General features: G+C 63.6%; 23 protein-coding genes. 8 read left to right on the plus strand and 15 right to left on the minus strand.

Features of this window, described 5'->3' with window-relative positions:
* Position 1: 1 nt before the first annotated feature.
* The gene (locus tag D9M09_RS09900) at positions 2-901 is read right to left on the minus strand and encodes a LysR family transcriptional regulator (RefSeq protein ID WP_121669182.1); all 900 of its coding nucleotides are present in this window, start codon (positions 899-901) and stop codon (positions 2-4) included.
* Between the two features lie 120 nt (positions 902-1,021).
* Here D9M09_RS09900 and D9M09_RS09905 point away from each other — a divergent pair, with 120 nt between their 5' ends.
* Positions 1,022-1,954: a DMT family transporter gene (locus tag D9M09_RS09905; protein ID WP_070224831.1), complete on the plus strand. Its 933-nt coding sequence runs from the start codon at positions 1,022-1,024 to the stop codon at positions 1,952-1,954.
* Between the two features lie 46 nt (positions 1,955-2,000).
* Here the strand turns inward: D9M09_RS09905 and D9M09_RS09910 are convergent, their stop codons facing one another.
* Positions 2,001-2,879 (minus strand): serine hydrolase, encoded by an 879-nt coding sequence (locus D9M09_RS09910; RefSeq protein WP_034778183.1) that lies wholly within the window; start codon positions 2,877-2,879, stop codon positions 2,001-2,003.
* 415 nt (positions 2,880-3,294) lie between these two features.
* Between D9M09_RS09910 and D9M09_RS09915 the strand changes: the two genes are divergently transcribed.
* A complete protein-coding gene (locus D9M09_RS09915; RefSeq protein WP_227742150.1) occupies positions 3,295-3,525 on the plus strand; it encodes a DsrE family protein in 231 nt (76 codons plus the stop codon).
* A 51-nt stretch (positions 3,526-3,576) separates the two neighbouring features.
* On the opposite strand, the gene D9M09_RS09920 is transcribed toward D9M09_RS09915, so the two are convergent.
* The gene (locus D9M09_RS09920) at positions 3,577-3,795 is read right to left on the minus strand and encodes a TOBE domain-containing protein (protein ID WP_034757699.1); all 219 of its coding nucleotides are present in this window, start codon (positions 3,793-3,795) and stop codon (positions 3,577-3,579) included.
* A gap of 163 nt (positions 3,796-3,958) precedes the next feature.
* Positions 3,959-5,014, minus strand: a complete 1,056-nt coding sequence (locus tag D9M09_RS09925) for a sulfate ABC transporter substrate-binding protein (RefSeq protein ID WP_121669183.1) — start codon at positions 5,012-5,014, stop codon at positions 3,959-3,961.
* Between the two features lie 300 nt (positions 5,015-5,314).
* On the opposite strand from D9M09_RS09925, the gene D9M09_RS09930 reads away from it, so the two are divergent.
* Positions 5,315-5,845 carry a GNAT family N-acetyltransferase gene (locus D9M09_RS09930; protein ID WP_070224833.1) on the plus strand — a complete coding sequence of 177 codons (531 nt, stop codon included), beginning with the start codon at positions 5,315-5,317 and terminating at the stop codon, positions 5,843-5,845.
* Between the two features lie 77 nt (positions 5,846-5,922).
* Here the strand turns inward: D9M09_RS09930 and D9M09_RS09935 are convergent, their stop codons facing one another.
* Positions 5,923-6,735 carry a class II glutamine amidotransferase gene (locus D9M09_RS09935; RefSeq protein ID WP_071650300.1) on the minus strand — a complete coding sequence of 271 codons (813 nt, stop codon included), beginning with the start codon at positions 6,733-6,735 and terminating at the stop codon, positions 5,923-5,925.
* A gap of 234 nt (positions 6,736-6,969) precedes the next feature.
* Here D9M09_RS09935 and D9M09_RS09940 point away from each other — a divergent pair, with 234 nt between their 5' ends.
* Together D9M09_RS09940 and D9M09_RS09945 are read left to right on the plus strand one after the other, a co-directional pair.
* Complete coding sequence (locus D9M09_RS09940) at positions 6,970-7,806, plus strand: EAL domain-containing protein (protein ID WP_070224835.1); 837 nt, start codon at positions 6,970-6,972, stop codon at positions 7,804-7,806.
* 99 nt (positions 7,807-7,905) lie between these two features.
* The gene (locus D9M09_RS09945) at positions 7,906-8,655 is read left to right on the plus strand and encodes a YcbK family protein (protein WP_373633025.1); all 750 of its coding nucleotides are present in this window, start codon (positions 7,906-7,908) and stop codon (positions 8,653-8,655) included.
* A 125-nt stretch (positions 8,656-8,780) separates the two neighbouring features.
* Here D9M09_RS09945 and D9M09_RS09950 read toward each other — a convergent pair whose 3' ends face one another.
* Entirely contained in the window at positions 8,781-8,984 is a 204-nt protein-coding gene (locus D9M09_RS09950; protein WP_070224837.1) for a DUF3460 family protein, read from the minus strand.
* Positions 8,985-9,052: 68 nt separating this feature from the next.
* On the opposite strand from D9M09_RS09950, the gene D9M09_RS09955 reads away from it, so the two are divergent.
* Positions 9,053-9,934, plus strand: coding sequence for a LysR family transcriptional regulator (locus D9M09_RS09955; RefSeq protein ID WP_070224838.1), 882 nt, complete (start codon positions 9,053-9,055; stop codon positions 9,932-9,934).
* Here the strand turns inward: D9M09_RS09955 and D9M09_RS09960 are convergent.
* Positions 9,910-10,377, minus strand: a complete 468-nt coding sequence (locus D9M09_RS09960; protein ID WP_070291265.1) for a PACE efflux transporter — start codon at positions 10,375-10,377, stop codon at positions 9,910-9,912. The genes D9M09_RS09955 and D9M09_RS09960 overlap by 25 nt on opposite strands.
* 207 nt (positions 10,378-10,584) lie before the next feature.
* Here D9M09_RS09960 and D9M09_RS09965 point away from each other — a divergent pair, with 207 nt between their 5' ends.
* Together D9M09_RS09965 and D9M09_RS09970 are read left to right on the plus strand one after the other, a co-directional pair.
* On the plus strand, positions 10,585-11,037 hold the full coding sequence (locus D9M09_RS09965) for a hypothetical protein (RefSeq protein ID WP_121669184.1): 453 nt from the start codon (positions 10,585-10,587) through the stop codon (positions 11,035-11,037).
* Between the two features lie 118 nt (positions 11,038-11,155).
* The gene (locus D9M09_RS09970) at positions 11,156-13,330 is read left to right on the plus strand and encodes a putative bifunctional diguanylate cyclase/phosphodiesterase (RefSeq protein ID WP_346428574.1); all 2,175 of its coding nucleotides are present in this window, start codon (positions 11,156-11,158) and stop codon (positions 13,328-13,330) included.
* On the opposite strand, the gene D9M09_RS09975 is transcribed toward D9M09_RS09970, so the two are convergent.
* The 8 genes from D9M09_RS09975 to flgH all read right to left on the minus strand — a co-directional run bounded on the left by D9M09_RS09975 (position 13,315) and on the right by flgH (position 21,187).
* Entirely contained in the window at positions 13,315-14,415 is a 1,101-nt protein-coding gene (locus tag D9M09_RS09975; protein WP_162995625.1) for a glycosyltransferase family 9 protein, read from the minus strand. The two genes, D9M09_RS09970 and D9M09_RS09975, sit on opposite strands and share 16 nt — an antisense overlap.
* 45 nt (positions 14,416-14,460) lie before the next feature.
* Positions 14,461-15,429 carry an IS1595 family transposase gene (locus D9M09_RS09980; RefSeq protein WP_121669186.1) on the minus strand — a complete coding sequence of 323 codons (969 nt, stop codon included), beginning with the start codon at positions 15,427-15,429 and terminating at the stop codon, positions 14,461-14,463.
* 170 nt (positions 15,430-15,599) lie between these two features.
* Complete coding sequence (locus D9M09_RS09985) at positions 15,600-16,643, minus strand: hypothetical protein (RefSeq protein WP_070219884.1); 1,044 nt, start codon at positions 16,641-16,643, stop codon at positions 15,600-15,602.
* 5 nt (positions 16,644-16,648) lie between these two features.
* Positions 16,649-17,560, minus strand: a complete 912-nt coding sequence (flgL, locus tag D9M09_RS09990) for a flagellar hook-associated protein FlgL (RefSeq protein ID WP_070219886.1) — start codon at positions 17,558-17,560, stop codon at positions 16,649-16,651.
* A 10-nt stretch (positions 17,561-17,570) separates the two neighbouring features.
* A complete protein-coding gene (flgK, locus tag D9M09_RS09995) occupies positions 17,571-18,932 on the minus strand; it encodes a flagellar hook-associated protein FlgK (protein WP_070219888.1) in 1,362 nt (453 codons plus the stop codon).
* 81 nt (positions 18,933-19,013) lie between these two features.
* Entirely contained in the window at positions 19,014-19,406 is a 393-nt protein-coding gene (locus tag D9M09_RS10000) for a flagellar biosynthesis protein FlgJ (RefSeq protein ID WP_373633016.1), read from the minus strand.
* Positions 19,403-20,515, minus strand: a complete 1,113-nt coding sequence (locus D9M09_RS10005) for a flagellar basal body P-ring protein FlgI (protein WP_070219890.1) — start codon at positions 20,513-20,515, stop codon at positions 19,403-19,405. Before D9M09_RS10005 ends, D9M09_RS10000 begins: the two co-directional genes overlap by 4 nt.
* 9 nt (positions 20,516-20,524) lie before the next feature.
* Positions 20,525-21,187 (minus strand): flagellar basal body L-ring protein FlgH, encoded by a 663-nt coding sequence (flgH, locus tag D9M09_RS10010; protein WP_046685514.1) that lies wholly within the window; start codon positions 21,185-21,187, stop codon positions 20,525-20,527.
* Positions 21,188-21,196 lie beyond the last annotated feature (9 nt).

The raw sequence follows: 21,196 nt of genomic DNA on the forward strand, positions 1-21,196 counted from the left end.
TTTAAGTACGCCGGGGCGCCAGGGTCGGCGCCATCTGCTTTGCGACTTCAAAAAAAGCGTTGGTGGCCGGCGTGTTCTGGCGCCGGTCGCGCACGGCCAGGCCCACCTTGCGGCTGACGGGCGGGTTCAAGGGCAGGGCGACCAGCTCCGGATACTGTTCCCGCAGCCGCTGCGGCAGGGCCAGTTCGGCGACGATGGAGACGCCGTCGCCGCGGCTGACCATGTCGAGGATGGTGATGACCTGGCTGATGCGGTAGGGGACATGTGGCTGCAGCCCCGCGTTGGCGAACAGGGGCTCGATCAGGCAGGCGCAGCCCGCCTCGGACATGATGAACGGCCCTTCGCACAGCTGCGCCAGGGTGATGGCCGTTTCGCTGGCCAGCGGGTGGCTGCGCGGCACCAGCGCCATCATTTGGTCTTCCACCAGCGGCGCCGTATCGAAACGCTCGTCGGGCAGCACGACGAAGCCCACGTCGACCCTGCGTTCGCGTATCCACTGCACCACTTCATGGTCGGCCCCTTCGTCGATGCGCAGGGCGATGCCCGGATAGCGCAGGCGGAATTGCGCCGTGATGGCCGGTAGCAGATTCAACGACGAGGTGGGACCGAAGGAGCCGATGCGCAGGCTGCCCTGGCGCTGGCCCAGCACGTCGGCCGCTTCCTGTCGCATCGCTTCCGACAAACCGAGGATTTCGCGCGCGCGCACGAGCAGCTGGCGGCCCACGTCCGTCAGCTCCGCCGACGCCTGGTGGCGCACGATGAGGTCCACGCCCATTTCCTTTTCCAGCGCTTTTAACGCATGCGAGACGGCCGACTGGCTGATGCCCAGTTGCGCGGCGGCGGCGGAAAAACCGTGCAGTTCGGCCACCAGGGTAAAGATTTCCAGTTGCGTGAAGGTCATGCTGTGGTTTTCCTGTTGTATGAGTATTTGCTCATTATTTCATGAGTTGATATTAGTATTAATATATAAGTGTACAGCATGTACGCCACCCGCCGCGCAAGCGGCTTTACAGGAACTCCCATGTCTTCTTCCGCCGTACCTTCAGCCGCCTTGCCTGCCGCGCAATCGCCGCTCGTCTATCTGAAACTGATCTGCGTCGCCCTGTTCTGGGGCGGCACCTTCATCGCGGGCCGCGTGCTGGCGCAGCAGATGCCGCCCATGACGGCCGCCAGCGGGCGCTTCGGCGTGGCCGTGCTGCTGCTCGTCGTGCTGGCATGGAAACTGGAAGGGGGCTTGCCGCGCTTGGACCGCAAGCAGCTGATGACGACGGCGGCGCTGGGCCTGACGGGCATCTTTTTATACAATCTGTGCTTCCTGGCGGCCCTGTCGCGCATGCCGGCGGGGCGCACTGCCCTGTTCGTAGCCTTGAATCCCATCGTCACGGCGCTGGCCTCGGCCATGCTGTTCCGCGAGCGGCTCGGATCGTTCAAATGGTTGGGCATCATGCTGGCATTCTGCGGCACGGCCATCGTCATCACGCGCGGCGACCTGGCCGGCGTGCTGCACGGCACGGGCGGCGGCATCGGCGCCGGCGAAATCTTCATGTTCTGCGGCATTTCCAGCTGGGCCGCCTATACGCTGATCGGCCGGGTCGCGCTGAAGGGCTTGTCGCCCATCGCCGCCACCACGTATGCGGCGATGTGGGGCCTGGCTTTTCTGCTGGTGGGGGCGGCCGTCGAATTCCCCACCGTGCCGTGGCACAGCTTCGGCTGGCAAGTGTGGGCCGCCATCGGCTATCTGGGCGTGTTCGGCACGGTGATCGGCTTTGTCTGGTATTACGAGGGCGTCAAGGCGCTGGGTCCGTCGCGCACGGCCGTGTTCAACAACCTCGTGCCCGTGTTCGGCATCGTGCTGGCGGCGGCGCTGCTGGGCGAGCCGGTGCTCGCCTCGATGCTGCTGGGCGGTGCGGTGACGATTGCCGGCGTGGTGATGACCAACCGCCAGGGAAAATAGTTATGGGGTCAGACCCGTCGGGTCTGACCCCGGCATTCAGCCGTGCTTAGCGGGCGCGGCGGCGCTTCGATGGCTTGGCCGGCGCCTTCTTGTGCCGGCTGACGGAAGCGCGCATCACCTTCGGCTCTTCGATGCCGTTCTCGGCCGCCAGCATGCGGCGGATGTTGACGGCGTCCATGGCGCGCACGGAATTGGCGCGCGCGTTGAGCAGGATCATGGTGGCGAACTTGCCGGCCGACTTGATGCGCATGATCAGGCAGCGGCCCGCTTCATTCGTGTAGCCCGTCTTCGACAGACCGATATCCCAGCCCTTGGCGCCCACCAGGCGGTTCGTGTTGTGGTATTCCACGTCGCGGCCCTTGATCTGAATGACGTCCTTCGAATCGGTGGTGATGCGGCTGATTTCCGGGTAGCGCGAGGCGGCCACGGCCATCTTGACGAGGTCGGCCGCCGTCGACTGGTTATTCGGCGACAAGCCCGTCGGTTCTTCGATCACGGTCTGGCGCATGCCCAGGGCCTTGATCTTGGCGTTGACGGCCACGGCAAACGCCGTCGGGCCGCCGGGGAAGGTGCGCGCCAGCGAGGCGGCGGCGCGGTTGTCGGACGACATCAGCGCCAGTTGCAGCACGTCGTGGCGGCTCAGGGTGGCGCCCACGGGCACGCGCGAAGTGCTGTGTTTCAAGGTGTCGACGTCTTCGCGGTCGATGCTGATCTCTTCCTGCATATTCGCCTTGGAGTCGAGCACGACCATGGCTGTCATGAGTTTGGTCAGCGAGGCGATCGGCACCACCACGTTGGAATTTTTTTCAAGCAAGACTTTGCCTGTGCCGTCTTCGACCACCAGGATCGACTGGGAACCGAAGGGCACGGCGATGGCCGCTGTCGAAAGCGTCATCAGCACCGCGGCGAACATTTTTTTGAGCATGGGATTGTATGTGGGAAAGCAGTTTTGGGGCGCCATCGTGGGCGCTGCGCGCAAATCCGGAACAGGGCCGCGCGGGGACGCGGCGTGTATCTCGGAGGCAATATTTGCCAAGCTTAAACAATACCATTAAAGATCAAGCGATGTCTACGGTACAAGCCCGCGACAGGCGGCTTTGCGGGCAATTTGGCAAATAAATGGGGCTATTCTTGCCGTAGTGAAAATTGTTCCGCACTTATTGATTTCATCTTGGAAACTTCGTATGAATTAAGCAATATTGGCAGTCTGATCCGAAGGCGCCGTGCGCTTCGCCGTTGATGCCTGTTCCTTCGCGCTTCGTTGCACCGCGCTAGGCCCCGCAAGCGGGGCGCCGTAGGCATGCGTTCACGCTCGCAGCGCGGACTGCGGAGAACGCATCGTGCTAAAAAATATATGGACTGGTGCCGCAGCATCGACCTCGGGGCGCATGCAGGTGCCGGTGCGCGAACTGGCCCAGCGCGGCGTGAGCTTTCGCGTCTGCAATAACACCTTGCAAGGACGCAATATCGACCGCCAGCGCGTGCTGCCCGAAGCCGTCATCGTGCCCTCGGGCGTGACCGAGCTGAGCCGCTTGCAGTGGCAGGAAGGCCATGCGTATATCCAGCCCTGACGCCCGCGCCGCTGCCGGATGGCAAGGGCGCGGCGTGAAAGGGGGCAACGCTTACTGGATCTTGGCGATCGACACTTCCGTCGATTTGACCAGCGCGATGACTTCGCTGCCCACTTTCAGGTCCAGGTCCTTGATCGAGCGCGAGGTGATCACCGAGGTGACGATGCCGTGCGGCGTTTCCACATCCACTTCGGATACCACGGGGCCAAAGATGATTTCCTTGATCTTGCCGCGAAACTGGTTGCGTACATTCACTTCCGAGATAGCCATGCTGTTTCCTTTATGCCCGTAATACGCCGTGCGGCGCGACATGGCCAGAGTACGGCGCGCGCACGCTTTTGACCACGAATCGATGCGCATATCGATATGCGCAAACAGCTGCGGACATGAAAAAACCGGGACATGTCCCGGTTTCTCGTTGATGCAGATCAGATTACTTCTGATAAATCTTGTCGAACTCGCCGCCATCGTCAAAGTGTTTCTTTTGTGCCTGTTTCCAGCCGCCAAACACCTCATCGATGGTGAACAGGGTGATCGGCTTGAAGCTGGCCGCGTATTTCTTCGCTACCGCGGCCGAACGGGGGCGCAGGTAGTGCTTGGCGACCAGTTCCTGGCCCGGCTCCGAGTACAGGTATTGCAGGTAGGCCGTGGCTTCCTTGCGGATGCCGCGGCGGTCGACGACCTTGTCGACGACGGCCACGGGCGACTCGGCCAGGATGGAGATGCTTGGATACACCACTTCGAAGTTGTCGCCGAATTCGGCGCGCACCAGTTGCACTTCGTTTTCGAACGTCACCAGCACGTCGCCGATTTCGCGCTGCGTGAAGGTGGTGGTGGCGCCGCGGCCGCCGCCGTCGAGCACGGGCACGTTCTTGAACAGCTTGGTCACCAGGTCGCGCGCCTGCGCTTCGCTGCCGCCTTTTTTCACGGCATAGCCCCAGGCTGCCAGGTAGGTGTAGCGGCCGTTGCCCGAGGTTTTCGGGTTCGGCACGATGACCTTGATGCCGGGCTTGGCCAGATCGTCCCAATCCTTGATGTGTTTCGGGTTGCCTTTGCGCACCAGATATACCATGGTGGAATAGAACGGCGCCGCATTGTTCGGGAATTTCTTGGCCCAGTCGGCCACCACGAGGCCGCGGTCGACGAGGATATCGATGTCATTGGCCTGGTTCATGGTCACGACGGACGCTTCCAGGCCGTCGGCGACGGAGCGCGCCTGCTTGCTCGAACCGCCGTGGGATTGCTTGATGGTGATGGTTTCGCCCGTTTTGGCTTTCCAATCCGCAATAAATGCGGGATTCACATCCTTGAACAATTCGCGCATCACGTCGTACGAGGCGTTCAGCAAGACCACGGGTTCGGCGGCGGACACGCTCATGGGCAGGCTCATGGCGGCAGCGGAAGCGGCCAGGGCGCTGGCCAGGAACCAGCGGCGCGAGCGTTGGGTGAGTGTCGCTGCGGCAGTCGATACGGCGTTGGAATGGGTCATGTTGAACTCTTGTTGTGAGAATAGAAAGACATAGTCTAAAATTCCGGCCGGAAAAGAAACGAATTTTTCGTAATATGCTTAGATACGATTCCCTTTGCGCTAAAAAACAGATATCGATTTTTGGAAACATTCGTGGGCAAGGCGCGCATCAGCACTTAGTCTGCAGGCATGGTGCCATAGGCAAAACCAGCGCGTGGCGTGCGGCAAAAAACCCGATTGCGCCGCTTGGTGTATAGTCGAATCGCACGATACAGGGGTAAAACCGTCTGCATCGGCAACTGGAATATTTTGTGAGCGTACATGAGTCTTGAAATTCGTATTGCAACATCGACCGACGCTTTCGAGGCGTGCAACGTATTACGACGCTCCATCGTCGAATGCTGCAGCCTCGATCATCGGGACGATCCGGCCATTCTGGAAGCCTGGCTGGGCAATAAAACACCGCAGATGGTGGCGTGCTGGTTTGCGTCGCCCACCAATTTCTCGCTGGTCGCAGTCGATCAGGGCGCCGTCGTCGGCGTCGGCTTGCTGACGCGCGCCGGCAAGCTGGCCCTGTGCTATCTGCTGCCCGAGGCACAGGGCCGCGGCGCCGGCAAGGCGCTGGTGGAGCAGCTGGAAGCGCAGGCGCGCGAGTGGGGCATCAAGGCCCTGCAACTGCACAGCACGGCCAGCAGCCAGGCCTTTTTCGTCAAGCAGGGCTACATCGAGGCGGGCAATGTGCGTTCGCCGTATGGCGTGGAAACGATTTTTTGCTGGAAACAGATTGACCCGGCAGGCATCGCCAGCGGCGACCCCAAGCGCAAGCGCTTCTGCAACTGCAATTCGGCCTGACGGCCCGCCAGCATTTCAGCCCGCCCATCCGGCGGCGGGCCTTTCCCTCCCTTTGAATCTTTCCCTTTAGTTTCCCTTCAGTAACTGATCTGGATATACACGCCTTGCGGCGCTGCATCGTTTGCGGGCAGCAAGGTGCCGCCGGCAAACAGTTTCAGTTCGCCGGGCGCGAACGCCAGCCAGTCCTCGTTTTGCGTCAGCGGATGCGTGGCGATGACGGCGATGCGGTCGTCCAGGTGGTTGTGCTGGCGAAAATCGATGCTGCGCTCGCAGTCGATCAGTTGCGCCACGGAAAACGGGTATTCGCGGATCACATAGTGCAGATGCGTGGAACAGTGGGCAAACAGCAGTTCGCCGTCCGACAGGATGAAATTGAAGGTGCCGTGCGCGGCGATGTCCTTGGCGACCTCGGCGATGGCGGCGCGCAGGGCGGCGCGCGCGGGCTCACCGGCGGGAAACTGTGTGCGCAAGCGGGCCAGCAGGTGGCAGAACGCCTGTTCGCTGTCCGTGTCGCCGCTGGCCTGGTAGTGGGCATTGGCGGGCGCGCGCCACGTTTTGAGATCGCCGTTGTGGGCGAAGGACCAGGTCTTGCCCCACAGTTCGCGGGCGAACGGGTGGGTGTTTTCCGGCGCGATGCGGCCCTGCGTGGCCTTGCGGATGTGCGCGACGATGTTTTTCGCCTTCACGGGATGTTGCTGCACCTGGGCGGCCAGCGGCGAATCGATGGCGGCCAGGTGATCGGTCAGCAAGGTGCAGCCGCTACCGGAATGATAGGCGATGCCCCAGCCGTCGCGGTGCTCGTCCGTGCGGCCGCCCCGCTCGGCAAAGCCGGCAAAGGAAAATCCCAGCGCGGCCGGCTTGCTGCTGTTCATTGCGAGTAACTGGCACATGGCGGCCCTTCCTGGTGGTATCGGTACACGCCCACAGTAAAGGCCGGGGCAGGGTGCTGGAACGAATGTTTCCGACTATCGATATGCGCCGTCCGTTGCGTCGTCCATATTTGCTGCGCGCATATCAAATGGCGAAACCATTCGTTCTCCTTTGCTTGGCGCGGCCTTACTCTGCACACTTTGGCGCCGTCGTCCCCATGCGGGACGCCGGCGCAGTCCGATGAAGGAGCACGTATGCCATTTCCCGTCCTGAAGAACTACCTGGCCCGCCTGTCGCACCAAACCCAGGCCGGCACCAGCGTCTGGCTCGACGGCGAAGGCAGGGCGCTGGGGCGCTTCTTCAATTGCACCATGACCAGCGCCTTCCAGCCGCTGCGCGAACTCGACAGCGGCAAGCTGGTGGCGTTCGAGGGACTGGCGCGCAGCGTGTCGAAGGCGGACGAGGGCTTGTCGCTGTGGCGCTTGCTCGACCACGCGGCCAGCGACGACGAATCCGTGGAGCTGGACCGGCTGTGCCGCATGCTGCACGCCATTAATTTCTTTCGCCAGAGCGAAGCGGAGCAGTCGGACCTGTACCTGAACGTGCACGACCGCTTGCTGAGCGCTGTCAGCAGCAACCATGGCCACGCCTTCCAGCGCATCCTCGACGCGCTGGGCTTGCCCATCGAGCGCATCGTGCTGCAATTGCCGACGGTGACGCCGAACCAGGGCTGGCTGCTCAACTACGTGGCCGACAATTACCGGCGCAACGGTTTCCGCCTGGCCATCAACGTGGCCAGCGTGCACGAGGCAACGGGCATGCTGGAGCGCTTGCACCCGCATGCGTTCAAGCTCGACGCGGGCAACCTCAGCGACGAGCAGGCCGTCGCCAGCTTCGTCACCGTGTGCCATGCGGCGAAGATCCGCGTCATTTTCAAGCGCCTCGACACGCCGGCGGCGCTGGCCGCGCTGCAGCGCGTGGCCGCCATCACGGGCTTGCCCATCGTGGCCCAGGGCTATTTATTGGACAAGCCCCTGACGGCGCTGGCGCTGGCAAACCGCGACGTCGCGGCCAGTGCGGCCGCCGGGTAAGATGCCGAATCCTGAAATGAGGGCGGCACGATAGGCATTGAGGGTTTTTCTTCGCAGCACAATACGCTATAGTATTCCCATCGTTACATTGGACTGACTATGGCATCGCGCAGAAATTTTCTACATCACGGTATGGGCCTGGCCGCGCTGGGCCTGGTAGCCACCCCACTCATCGGCTGCGCCTCGCGCACGGCCGCTCCCGCCTCGGCTTCGGCCAGCGCCAAGCCGCGTGCGCCGCGCACGGGCGTGCCGCCCCAGCCGACGCAGCTGGCCAGCGTCGACCGCTCGATCACCTCGCAGTCGCGCCAGGCCATCACGGAGATGGAACCGCCTCCCGACATCTTCGATGCGCAGGCGCTGGACCTGGAATTCTGGCTCAAGCCCCGCACCCTGGAAGTGGTGCGCCCGGCCAGCAATGAAAAGGCGAAACTGCTGTACTGGAAAGATGGCGAAGTCATCGATTCGGCCTACCAGGAACTGTGCCACTTGCTGCGCGACGTGAACGGCAAGAAGACGGCGCCCATCGACCCGAAACTGCTGGAAACCCTGTGGGGCACGCAAGCGTTCGTGGCCCGTTACGGCATCGAGCAGCCGCTGGAAATCCTGTCGGGCTACCGCACGGCCGAATCGAACGGCAAGCTGCGCGAAGCGGGCGTGCCGGCCGCGCGCCAGTCGCTGCACATCTCGGGCCGCGCCGCCGACATCCGCGTGGCGAATCTGAACGCGGAAGTGCTCGGTTCGCTCGTGCGCAGCTTCAAGCAGGGCGGCGTGGGCTTCTATTACCGCTCCGGCCCCCGTGGCGGCTGGATCCATGCGGATACGGGATTGCAGCGCGTCTGGAAAGGTTAAACACCTGACCAAACCTCGCTTGGCGCGCTTTGCGGCCTGTGATGCTCACCGTACCTTGGTACGGCTGCGCGTCTCGACCACAAATCACTGTCGCTCGGCTACGGTTTTGTCAGGCGTTTGTTTGATCAGTCATAGTGATACGGCGGCTCCGGCACGCTATCGGTGCCGGCGCGCCGCCATTCGTCGAAATTTACGGGGCGCTCCCAGAAAATGCGCCAGCCCAGGCGCTGGCTGGCCCGCACCTCCGGGTGCGCCTGCAGATAGCCGTCGATGAAACGGGTAAAGTCCGATACGTAACCGCTGCGGCGGTAGGGAAGTCGATGCGGCATGGCTGCTCCTTTCTTGCCTGGCCTGGCTTTTGACCTCTGGCGCACGCAAAAGTGCCGCGCTCTCTTCCATGAAACTCTCCAGCCATAACATCGAACTGTTCCTGGCCGTCGTTGACGGCGGCTCTTTCTCGGCTGCCGCGCGCGCCTTGCGCCGGGCGCCGTCGGCCGTCAGCATGGCGATGGCCAACATCGAGGCGGAACTGGGTATCGCCCTGTTCGACCGGGGCGCGCGCGAAGCCGTGCCCACGCCGGCCGCGATGGCGCTGCTGCCCCACGCGCGCCTGATCGCCGAGCAGCTGAAGCAGTTGCACCTGCATGTGCAGGAATTGTCGCAGGGACTGGAAAGCCGCATTTCGCTCGGTATCGCGGCCGAACTCGACCATGCGCCTTTTCTCGCCGCCGTGCGCGCGCTGTCGCAGCGCCATCCGCTGCTCGACATCGAGGTGCTGACGGCGCCGCAGGACGATGTGCTCGACATGCTGCACCGGGGCCGCATCAGCGCCTGCATGGCCTTTGCCGGCGGGCGCATCAATCACGAGGAACAGTTCCAGCTGGTGGGCAGCGATGCCTTGCTGGCGATTATTTCCACCCAGCATCCACCCGACGTGGCGGGCCGGCCCCTGTATATCGAGGAATTGGTGAATTTGCGCCAGATTATCGTGGCCAGCCGCGAACTCGACTTGGCCGATGCGCGCCCCGTGGTGGGGCTGTCCTACTGGCGCACCGACAGCTTGCCGATGGCGCTGGCGATGGTGGAGGCGGGACTGGGCTGGGGTAACTTTGCCGCCTCGGCCATCAAGGAGTCGCTGGCGGCAGGGCGCGTGCGCTGCGTGGCGTTCAAGAATACGGGCAATGGCCTGGTCGTGCCCATCCACCTCGTGTGGATGAAGGACCGGCCGCTGGGCATGGCGGCGCGGTCCTTTCTTCAGTTGCTCAGCGAAGCGGCCTGAACGTCAGCAGGCTCTTCCTTCGGCTGCTGCGCCGACAGGGGCACGCCGAACAGGCCGTCGAAGAAGTAATTGAAGATGAAGCTGTAGCAGGGGATGATCAGCATCAGCGCGAAGTCCAGCACGAACGCTTGCCACAGGCTGATATCGAGCCACCAGGCGATCAGCGGGATCAGGTAGATGACAAGCGTGATCTGGAAGCCGATCGCATGCAGGATGCGGCGCCAGACGGTGCGCGTGCGCGATACTTGCCGGATTTCCCAGTATTCGAACGCCGTGTTGTAGAGCAGGTTCCAGATCACGGCGATGGTGGTGATCATGATGGCCAGCGGGCCCGTGCTGGTGGGAGACTCGCCTGAAAGCAGGGTCAGCCAGGCCGTGGAAATGGCCATGCCGATGATTTCAAAGGCGGTGACGTAGACGATTTTGCGTTTGATGCCTTGCATGTAAAACCTGTAAAGAAGAGATGGCGCGTATTTTAAGTCAGTCATGCTGATGCTAAAAGTTGATGGCTATCAGTTTTTCTGATGGATGTGGCGTGGAATTACCATGCTTGCCGCGAACGAGGGATAATGGCGGCTGGCGGGCAAACGCTCCCCTGCATCACGGCAGCACATCACCGCAGAACATCACCGCAGAAAAGGTCAACGAGCATGCAAGGCGCAGCAGACAGCAACATTCCCGATCTCCCGGATTCCCCCGCCAGCGCGGACGAACGTCCCCGTTTCCGTCCCCGTCCGTGGGAGCACCTGGAAACGCCATACGACGTGGAAGTGTGGATCGAGGAACATAACCGCAGCATGCAGGACAATATCCGCGCCACGGAAACGGGCGTGGGCATCTGCTTTACCCTGGCCGAAGGGGGCGACATCTATATGCAGACGAGCGCCGACGGCGCCGTCGTGCTCGACGTGACGCCGGACGCGGCGTGGGTGTCTCCCCTGATCAGCGCCGCCACGGGCTGCGAGACACCCGCTTCGTCCTTGTGGATATTGCCTGACGATAAGCTGATCCAGCTGATCGTGGGGCTATCGAGCCTGGTGGCCAGCACCTTGCTGGTGGTGGGCCATGATTTCGGCTTGCGCCGGCACCGCATGGGCCGCTGAATCGGCCTTGTTGCGGAAACGTTATCTGCGGCAGGCATGGCTCGACACTGCGCGTGACGCGTGCTAGTCTCGCTACTGCACCCACCTGTTTGCCAAGGCGGCCGTGCAAAGGACAGCCATGGATACAGCACCGCAAGCGGTACCTGCTCTGGATTCCTCCCCGCTCGGCCGCGACGGCGTGCCGCGCCATGTCGCGCCCCTGCTTGACGATGGCGTCTTCAGTCCGGAACGGATGAAGGCCGAACGCGAACAAGCTTATTTCAACGATTTATATCTGCTGGCGCCCGTCGCCTATTTCGTGCTCGGTCTCGATGGCGTGATCCTGCAGGTCAACCTGGTGGCGGCGGAACTGTTCGGCCTGGCGCGGGGGCATCCCGGCCATGTGCTGTTCCGTTCCTTTGTGCACGAGGCGTTCCGCCACGATTACGACCAGTTCGTGCAGCGCGTGCTCAACAGCAGTGAACCCGAGCGCATCCAGCTGCAGGTACAGCTGCCGCCGCCGCGTCCCGGCGCGCGCGAGGCCGGCTTGCCCGTCAGCCTGCTGGGCAGCGCCGATCCGAACGGCCAGGCGCTGCGCCTGGTGCTGGAGCAGGCCGAAGGCAAGCTGGCCGCGCTCGAACGCAGCGAAGAGCGTTTCCGGCGCATCGTGCACAGCGCCGAGGAGGGTATCTGGGAAATCGATGCGCAGGCGCTGACGAGCTTTGTCAATCCGAAGATGGCGCAGATGCTCGATTGCCAGATCGAGGATATGCTGGGCCAGCCGCTGGCCGCCTTCATGGATGAAGAGGGGCGCGCCATCCTGGAGCGTAACATTGCGCGGCGGCAGGACGGCATCGTCGAGCGCCACGAATTCAAGTTCCTGCGGCGTGACGGCAGCACCTTGTGGGCCACCCTGGCCACCAATCCCATCTTCGACTCCGCCGGCACCTACCTGGGCGCGCTGGCGCTGGTCAGCGACATCACGGCGCAGCGCGCGGCGTCCGAGCGCATCTGGCGGCAAGCCAATTTCGACCAGCTGACAGGCTTGCCGAACCGCCACATGTTTCTCGACCGCTTGCAGCACGAGGCGGCCCATGCCAAACGCGAAGGCGCTTGCCTGGCCCTGCTGTTCATCGACCTCGACCATTTCAAGCAGGTGAATGACCGCCTCGGTCACGAGAAGGGCGACATGCTGCTGCGCCAGGCGGCGCAACGCATCAGCGAGCGCGTGCGCGCCACCGATACGGTGGCACGCCTGGGCGGCGACGAATTCACCGTCATCCTGGCCGGCGTGGGGCAGCTGGGCGGCATCGAGCGCGTGCTGCAAGAGCTGACGGCCGCGCTGGCCCTGCCGTTCATGCTCGACGGCGACACGGCGCAAGTGTCGGCCAGTGTGGGCGTGGCCCTGTATCCGGCCGACGCCGAGGCGCCGGACACCTTGCTGCGGCATGCGGACCAGGCCATGTATGCGGCCAAGAGTGCGGGGCGCAACGGCTACAGCTATTTCACGCCGGCCTTGCAGCAGGCGGCCGAATTACGCCGCAGCACGGTGCGCGAGATGCGCCTGGCGCTGGCGCAGGACCAGTTCGAAGTGCATTACCAGCCCATCGTCCGCCTGCGCGATGGCGCCATCGAGCGGGCCGAGGCGCTGTTGCGCTGGCGACATCCGCTGCGCGGCTTGCTGGTGCCTGCCGATTTCATCGCCTTTGCCGAGGCGAACGGTCTGATCATCGATATCGGCGAGTGGGTGTTTCGCCAGGTTGTGCGCCAGGCGCGCAAGTGGCAGGACGAGCATGGCGCTCCGTTCCAGATCAGCATCAACAAGTCGGCCATGGAATTTCGCTGCGACGCCGCGCTGTACCAGGACTGGGGCGGGCATCTGGCGCGCCAGGGGCTGGCGCCGGGTGCCATCGTCATCGAGACGAGGGAAGCGGTGCTGCTCGACGAGGGTCGCCAGGTGGTCGACCGCCTGCGCCAGTTCCGCGCCATGGGCCTGGCCCTGGCGCTCGATGATTTCGGCAGCGGCCAGGTGTCGCTTGCGTGCATCAAGAAGGCCGACATCGATTTTCTCAAGATCGGCCGTTCCCTGGTTGGCGAGCTGGGGTGCGATGGCGACGGGCAGGGCCTGTGCGAGGCGATCATCGCGCTGGCGCAGCGGCTGGGGCTGAAAGTCGTGGCCGAAGGCGTGGAGACGGCGTCGCAGCGCGACCTGCTGCGCGCCGCCGGGTGCGACTATGCGCAAGGGTACTTTTTTTCGCGCGCGTTGCCGGCGGGACAGATGGACCGCCTGCTGGCGTCTCAGCCGGCGGCCTGAAGCGTTTCCTGCGCCTGTCCGCCGCCTTCCATCAGCTCTTCCACGGCGGCCAGCGTCTCGGCGGCGCTGACCGAGGCCAGCGTCAGGCCCGGTGCCAGGATGACGCGGTAATGGCGGCTGGCCGGATAGAACCAGCGGTAGTTGTCGGTGCGGATGTAGTAGCCGACGATTTTCTTGTCGTATGCCGAGGCGATGTGGATCACCGACGTGTCGGGCGACAGCACCAGTTCGCAGCGGCGGATCAGGGCCGCCAGCTCCAGGATGTGGCCGGTGGGTGGCGCGCTCATCACGTTGGCATGGCCGGCGCCGCGCACGATGTCGGCGGCGCGCGCCTCGGTGCCCGGCGCGGCGATCACCAGCAGCGCATGGCGCGGATAGCGTGCCGCCAGGGCCGCGCAGCAGCGCTGGGCGTCGGCCACGCTGACCGTGCGCTGCGCATTGCTGCCCTGGAAATTGAGGCAGAACAAACCTTCATGTGTACGCAGCAAGGTGTCGCAGGCGGCGTCGACCCGGGCCGCGTGCGCGTCCACGCCGAACAGTTCATAGCGCATATCGATGTCGCGCAAGGAAAATTGTTCGAACGTGGCGAAAAAACTGTGCAGGATGTGGCGGCTGCGGTCGCAGGGCACGGTATGGTCGAACATGCCCAGCTTCGCCGTCGAGGTGCCGTACTTGGGAATGGCAAAGCCCGTCAGATAGTGCGCACCGAGCCATTTGATACGCAGCAGCAGGGGAATCGAAAAGCGGTTGTAGGGATTGAAGATGACGTCGTAGCGGCGCCGGCGCAGCTCGGCGATGGTGGTGCGCAAGTCGCGCAGCAGCGGCTGCTTGTCCCAGATCAGGATCTCGTTCACATGCGGGTTGTCGGCGATGACATCGCGGTTGGCGCTGCTGGCGGCCACGTCGATCTGCCAGTGTGGATAGTTTTTCTTCAGCTCGCGCAGCAGGGCCGAGGTGACGATCATGTCGCCGATCTTGTCGTTGCGCAAAATCAGTACCTTGCGCACCTTGGCGATATCGAGGGGCTGCTTGCCGGATTTGCCCAGCAGGGCATAGCTGATCAGCCGGGCGGCGGTTTTTATCAAGGAAACTCCGGAAGTAGATGGCGACAGCAGCATCTTACGGATTGGCTATGTCACCGTCAAATGTGGGAACTCGCCCAATGTTGCCTTCAATAATGTTTCCGGGGAGCGGATGCGCCCGGCGTCCAGTATCCAGCGCCACCCCAGGTAATTCGGCAGATAACGGCTGGCCACGCCATGGAAGATGCGCAGCCAGCCGCGCAAGCGGCTGTGATACGCGTTGACGTTCTGCACGTGGGCGGCGCCCTGCACGCGGATGCCGGCACGCACATTGACGGTCTGGTGACTGATCCCCGCTTCACGCGCGAAGGCGCGATAGGCAGCGTGGCCGTCGGTCATCAGCAAGATGTCCTTGTCGATCACCGGCGGCAGGCAGGCATGCAGCTGCGCCTTGGTCAGCGCCCCTTTTCCCGCGATGAAATCGCGGGTTTGTCCCGTGCGGTCGCGCGCCACCAGGATGCAGACTTGTTCACTGGAAATGCCGCGCTTGCGGGCATGGCCGCCACGGCGGCGCGCCGGACGCGTCAGATGCCGCGCGCCCTTTTCCGATTCCAGCACATACAGCTCGTCCGCTTCGGCGATGCCATGCAGGCAATGGGGCCGGTCCGTCTTGGCCAGGCTTAAAAACCGGTGGCGCCAGCGAAAGGCGGTGTTGCGGTGCACGCCCAGCTGGCCTGCCGCCTTGCGCACGGAAGCCGACTCGAGCAGGCAGTCGGCGTAGTCGAGCCACAAGGTCTTGTGGCGCAAGCGCGCCAGCGGCGTGCCGGTGAGCGCATTGAAGGTGCGTCCGCACGGCACGCAGCGGTAGCGCTGCAGTCCGTGCGCATGACCGTGCCGGTGCGCATGGCTGCTGTTGCAGGCGGGACAGTGTAACCGCTGCCGGGCCACGCTTTCGACCAGTGCCACGGCGGCGTTCTGCGATCCTGCCCCGCGCAGCAGAGCAGTGCTCGCCTGACGCTGGCGACGGCTCAGTGCGGCAAACTGGGTGATGAAGGTTTTCCATTCGGCTGACTGCATGGATGGCTCCCGTTTGTCTGCGATGCACAGTCAGACAGCCGGGGCTGGGGAAGATTCCTTGAGTTCCCCTATTTGTCGGGGACAGAGCCTACGGATTTCCACCGTCCTGAGCTAGGGGGCGTGCCCCATTATTGCCGCGTGCGCCAGGGCGGCGCACGCGCGGGGAGCGATTATTCGAGGCCCAGCAGGGCGACGACTCTCTCGCGGCTGATGCCGACCAATGCCGAGCTGATCGCCAGCAGCGATTCATAGCCGGGCTCGCTGGCCTTTTGCGTGAAGTTTTCCGCCAGGGTATCCATGCTGACGTGCACCTGCACCGGTTGCGCGCGGGCAACTCGTCCCGTCGCTTGCGCCAGGGCCAGACTGACGGAGCTGCGCGCCGCCTGCAACTGCGCCAGCGCCTGCACCACTTGCTGCAAGGTGGCGCGCAGGGCTTCCACGTCGCCGGTATGCCATTCTTCCGGGGCGATGGCGGCCGGCTCCGCATCCGTGCGCACGCGGCTCATCTGGCCGGTCGGATAGCGGATGCCGCTGCCGCGCACGGACAGGCTGTCGCGCACGTTGGCCCAGGCCGCCTCCGACGTGCTGAACACCAGTTCGCCATTCTCACCCAGTTTGACGCCGATACCCGATGGCATCAAGGCGCGGTCGAAGCGCGAGACGATTTCGTTCGCGCTCAGGCCAGGTTCGATATTGACCGAGCGCAATGCCTGGTTCGCGCCGCCGACGGAAAACGCCAGCACTTCCTGCGGGCCTTCCTGCAGGCTGGCCATGGTCAGGCCGCGGATGCTGAAGTTTTGCTGTGCCGCGCGCGGGCTGGTATAGCTGAGTTGTGCGTCGAGCGTGCCGCCTGAGGCGCTGGCGCGCTGGCGCCAGGTATTGCTGAACTGGCGTACTCTCGCTTCGACTTGCCCTTCGCGGCCCTGGCGCGCGGCCAGCTTGGCCGCCAGCTCGCTTTTCAGCGCTTGCAACTGGCTGCTGCTGCGTTCCAGGTAGTCGAGCGTTTGCTGCGCGTTGGAAATCTCCCCCTGCAGCTGGTGATCCCAGTTGCTCAGGCCGCGTTGCAGGCTCGCCGTCGACCTCTTCGCCGCCGGCGCATCGCTGCGCGCGCTGGCGCTGCCGTTGATGGCGGCGGACGCGTCATCAACGACGCGGGCTGTGCCGGCGCCTTTGGCATTGACGCCGGAAGAGGAGGGAGTCTGAACGATTTGCATGATGGTCAGAGAAGATCAAACAGGGAAATGGTGCCAACCTTGGCGTATGCCTTGTATGTTGCCTGCAGGGCTGTCTGGTAGCCGGTCAGTTCGATGGCCGCCGCACCCATGTCGGTCTTTTTCAGGTCCAGCAGGGCCGAATCGTTCGACAGTGAGACATTGGCCAGGTTGCCTGACAAGGTGGACAGAATGTTCTGCGCGCCGCCGAAGATGGCGATCTTGCCCGAGAGCAGATCCATGCCGTCATCCGTGCCATTCAGGCCTGCGCCCACCACGGCCCGCACGGCCGGGTCATTCGGGCTGACGCCCGGCGTGCCGAGGGTGGTGATGACCTGGTCGATCTTGTTGAGCCATACTTCCAGATTCTTCACGTCGACGTTGGCCGCCTGCGTCACGCCATTGCCCACCACCACGGTCTGCGTGTCGGTATTGCCGATGTAGCTGTAGCGCGAACCGGCAGCCGCCGTCGCGTCGTACTTGATCGCCGGCTGGTCGGTGGCGGTGCCGGAAAACATGTAGCGGCCTTCCTGGTCCTTCAGGTTGGCCGTGTACAGCACGCTGTCGCGCATGGCGACCAGCGATTGCGTCATCGCATTCAGGTCGTCGGGGGCGTTGCTGCCGTCGGCCGCCCACACGAGCAGGTCGCGCGCCTGGCCCATGTCGGTAACCATGCTCGACAGGTAGTTTTCGTTTTTCAGCAGGCGCACTTTGACTGTGGCGATATTGTCCTGGTACTGGGTGACCATGGCTTGCTCGCGCGTCAGGCGCGAAATGCGCACGTTGCCGATCGGGTCATCCGACGGCAGCTGGATGCGCAAGCCCGACGCCATCTGCTGGGTCAGGTAATTGATGCGTTCTTGATTTTGCTGAAGAGAAATATTAATCAGCGATTGGTACTGGCTACTGGCAACACGCATGATCTTCTCCTTAACCCATCATTTGCAAAGTGGCGTCAAACAAGGTATTCGCCACGGAAATGACTTTCATGTTTGCCTGGTACATATTCTGAAATTCGACCAGGTTCATCGCTTCTTCGTCCTTGTTCACGCCGCTCGTGGATTTCCAGTCGTCGATCGCTTGCGCGCGCACCGTGCTGGCCGTTTTCAGCAAGGCCTGGTTCTGCTGGCTGTAGATCGCCAGCTTGCCGACCAGCTGCGTGTCCGCGTCGCTCATCAGGACGGAACCCACCCAGCTGACGTTGATCGGTTGATTCTTGATGTCGATCAGTTTCTGCAAGTTGCCGCTGTCGCCGGCCTGGCCCGTCAGCGACAGGGCCAGGTCCTTGGCGTTGAAGCCAGGGGTAATGCTCAGCTTGCCATTCGCGTAGGCCAGCAGGGGACCGCCGGCCGTGCCGGCCATGGTTGTTCCCAGCGCCAGTTGCGCGTTGACCTTGCTGGTCAACTGGGTGGCCATGTCCTGCAGCGACTGCTGCAGCGGTTTCAGGGTATTTTTTTCGAATTCGCCCAGGCCGCCCATCTGGCCGCCGATGGCGACCAGATCGAGCGTGTACGAGGACTTGGCGAAATCGAGGCTCAGCGTCTGGTCGCCCGTGTTCGTCATGGTGCTGCTCAGGGTGCCGGCCAGGCTGCCGATGACCAGAGGCTGGCCCGACTTCAGCGAGACATTGCGCGAGCCGTCCGGCTGGTCGAGCACCTCGATGCCCATTTGCGAGGCCAGGCCATCGATCAGCTGGTCGCGCGCATCCATCAGCGACGACACGTTCGTGCCCGACGCAGTGGAGGTGCTGATACGCTGGTTCAACGCGGCGATATTGGCCAGGGTGGTATTGGCTTGCGGCACAATCGCCGCCCGTTGTTGCTGGACCGACAGCAACTGGTTGCCCATGACGGTGCTGATGCTGTTGAAGCGCTGCGCCATGGCGTCGGCGGAAGTGACGATCTGCTGGCGCAGCGGCGTCGACGTCGGGTCGACGGCGGCCGCGTTCAGGGCCTTGAAGAAACCGTCGATGCCATTGCTGATGCTCGACGCATCGTCGCCCATCACGCGCTCGAGCTGGGTCAGGTAAGGCTGGGTCTGCGAGCGGGCGCCCTGGTCGGACGCGGCACGCCACATTTGCTGGCTCTTGTAAGCATCGGCAAAACGCAGCAAGGCGGACACTTCCACGCCATTGCCGGCCGAACGCACGCCGGCGGTGGCGCCAAGCGATGACAGCAGCACACCCTGGCGCGTGTAGCCCGCCGTTTGCAGGTTGGCGATGTTCTGGCTGGCCGCATTGAGTGCGGCCTGGGCGGCGATGCTGCCTGACAATGCATTGCTGATGATGCTCATTGGGCAAGTTTCTTTCGTGAAGAGTGTGGCGCGTGCGGGTGGGCAGGCACTGAATCGTTGTTACCTTGTACAGGCGACGCTTCAGACGGATTTATTAAGCGGCGCTGCAATATTGTCGGTCTTGACAGCGCCACGGGCTGTCACCGGGGCGCCGGCGGGCGGCAGCAGCTGGCGCAGGATGGCGTCGGCGATGCCGAAGGCGCGCTGGCCGGCCATCTTGTCGGCCACCAGGTTATCAGCCATTTCCAGCATGTCGCTGTTGACCGGGTCCTTGAAGACGCTGTCTTCGCCCGCCATCTCGCGCGTGCCCGAACGCATCTGGCGCAGCATGTGCGAGATGAAGAAGGCTTCGAACTTGACGGCCGCCTCGGTGGCCTTGGCCGCATAACGGGGATCGGCCGGCGTGGCCGCGGCGGGCGTCTTGTCGTCGAGGGCCGAGGGCAGGGCGCCGCTGCTGTCGTTGATATTCATCATATGACCACCAGTTCGCCTTCGATGGCCCCTGCTTGGTCCAGGGCTTGCAGAATTGCCATGATGTCATCGGGCGAGGCGCCCAGGCTGTTGACCACGTCGATAATCGACTGCAGCTTGGCACCGGCCGGCCATTTGAACATATTGCCATTGCCCTGGTCGACGGATACTTTCGACTGCGGCGTAACGGTGGTCTGGCCGCGGCCGAACGGCGCCGGCTGGCTGACGGCCGAACTTTCGGAAATGACGACCTTGAGCGAGCCGTGCGTGACGGCGGCCGCCTTGACGCGCAAGCCTTCGGCGATGACCACGGTGCCGGTGCGCGAATTGAAGACCACTTTCGGCGTATCGACGCCGACATCGACGGAGAGCGCTTCGAGCTTGGCCATGAAGGCCACGCGCTGGGTCGGGTTTTCCGGCGCCAGTACCTCCACGCTGGTGGCGTCGCGCGTGGTGGCGACGGCGCCAAAGCGGCGGTTGACGGCTTCGACGATATTGATGGCCGTCTCGAAATGCGGGTGGCGCAAGTTCAGGGTGACGGTCGGCTTGGTCGAGAAATCGCTGAGGATTTCGCGTTCGATGTTGGCGCCGTTGGGAATGCGGCCCGAGGTCGGCGTGTTGACGGTGACGGACGAGCCGCTCTTGCCGGTGGCGTTCAAGCCGCCGACGACGACGTTGCCTTGTGCCAACGCATACGTTTCATTGTCGGCCGCGCGCAATTGCGTCAGCAGCAAGGTGCCGCCGCGCAAGCTCTTCGCATCGCCCAGGGACGAGACGGTGACATCGATGGCCTGGCCACGGCGGTATCCTGGAGGAAACACGGCACTGACCATGACGGTGGCGACGTTCTTGCTTTTTGCTTCGGCGCCGTCGGGCATCTTCACGCCGAATTGCTTGAGCATGTTGACCACGGACTGGCTGGAAAACTTCACCTGGGTGGTGTCGCCGCTGCCGTTCAGGCCCACGACGAGGCCGTAGCCGACCAGCGGGTTGTCGCGCACGCCCTCGATACTGACCAGGTTGCGCAGCACTTGCGCGGCGCTGGCGGGCAGGGCAAAGCCGGAGAGCGCGGCCAGCATGGCTGCCAGGGGCAGGGCGGAACGAAATTTCATGAGCTCACCTTAAAACGGCATCCATGGGCCGACGAAGAAGCGCGTCAGCCAGCCTGGTGTATTGGCTTCGGCCAGGGTGCCCTGGCCGGAATAGGCGATCTGTGCATTGGCGATGCGCAGGGACGAGACCTGGTTGTTCGAATCGATGTCGGCCGCGCGCAGGTAGCCGCGCAGGCGCACGAATTCCTCGCCCTGGTTCAGGGTCAGCGTTTTCTCGCCCTGCACGCGCAGCAAGCCGTTCGGCAGCACTTCCTGCACGATCACAGTGATGGCGCCGGACAGCGCATTTTGCTGCGTGCTGGTCGAGTCGCCGGCGAAGTTGCGGTCGGCCGACAGGTCGATGCCCGTCTTGGGGAAGGTCTTGCCGAGGATGTTGGCCGCATTCACGCCGACGGACGAACCCTTGTTGAACGAGGTGCCGGCCTTCTTGCTCGCCTGCGTGGTTTCCTGCAGGGCCACCGTGACGACGTCGCCGACGCGGAAGGCGCGGCTGTCCGAAATCAGGTCCAGGCCCGCGTCGGGATTGAAAACGCCGCCGCCCACGCCGCCGCGCGCAGCGCTGCGCGGCGCCACGGGCAGCGGCGTATCGGAAAAGCTGGGCGCCACCGGCGCGGCCGGCTGGCTGGCGCAACCGGCCATCAACACCAGCAGCATGGCTGCCGTGGCTTTCATGGCGATTCT

Source organism: Janthinobacterium agaricidamnosum, from assembly GCF_003667705.1.
GTDB lineage: Bacteria > Pseudomonadota > Gammaproteobacteria > Burkholderiales > Burkholderiaceae_D > Janthinobacterium.